This window comes from Streptomyces anulatus (genome assembly GCF_000721175.1).
Classification (GTDB): Bacteria; Actinomycetota; Actinomycetes; order Streptomycetales; family Streptomycetaceae; genus Streptomyces; species Streptomyces anulatus_C.
This window is the reverse complement of record NZ_JOEZ01000150.1, coordinates 1-239: the sequence shown is the minus strand read 5'-3', so window position 1 is coordinate 239 and position 239 is coordinate 1. Positions and strand designations below refer to the sequence as shown.

Sequence of the window (239 nt, the reverse complement as noted above, 5' to 3'; positions counted from 1 at the left end):
CACAGCTCGACGCGCGTGCCAACCAAGTCGCGCACGATGTGATCGGCAGGGGAGTGCGGCCCGGCGACGCGGTCGGCGTTCTTCTGGAGCGTTCGATCGGGACGGTCACCACGGTCCTTGGCCTGATGAAAGCCGGGGCTGTCTACGTACCTCTCGACGCCCGCTATCCGGCCGACCGCATCCGCCATGTCCTGGCCGACACAGGCGCCACGCTGGTGGTGACGGACGACGCGTCTCAG

At 68.2% G+C, this 239-nt stretch carries 1 protein-coding gene; it reads left to right on the top strand.

Translation table 11 applies throughout. The features are described 5' to 3' along the window. Positions 1-239, top strand: a 239-nt coding sequence (locus IG90_RS40500; protein WP_033895139.1) for an AMP-binding protein, incomplete at both ends; no start/stop codon positions are given.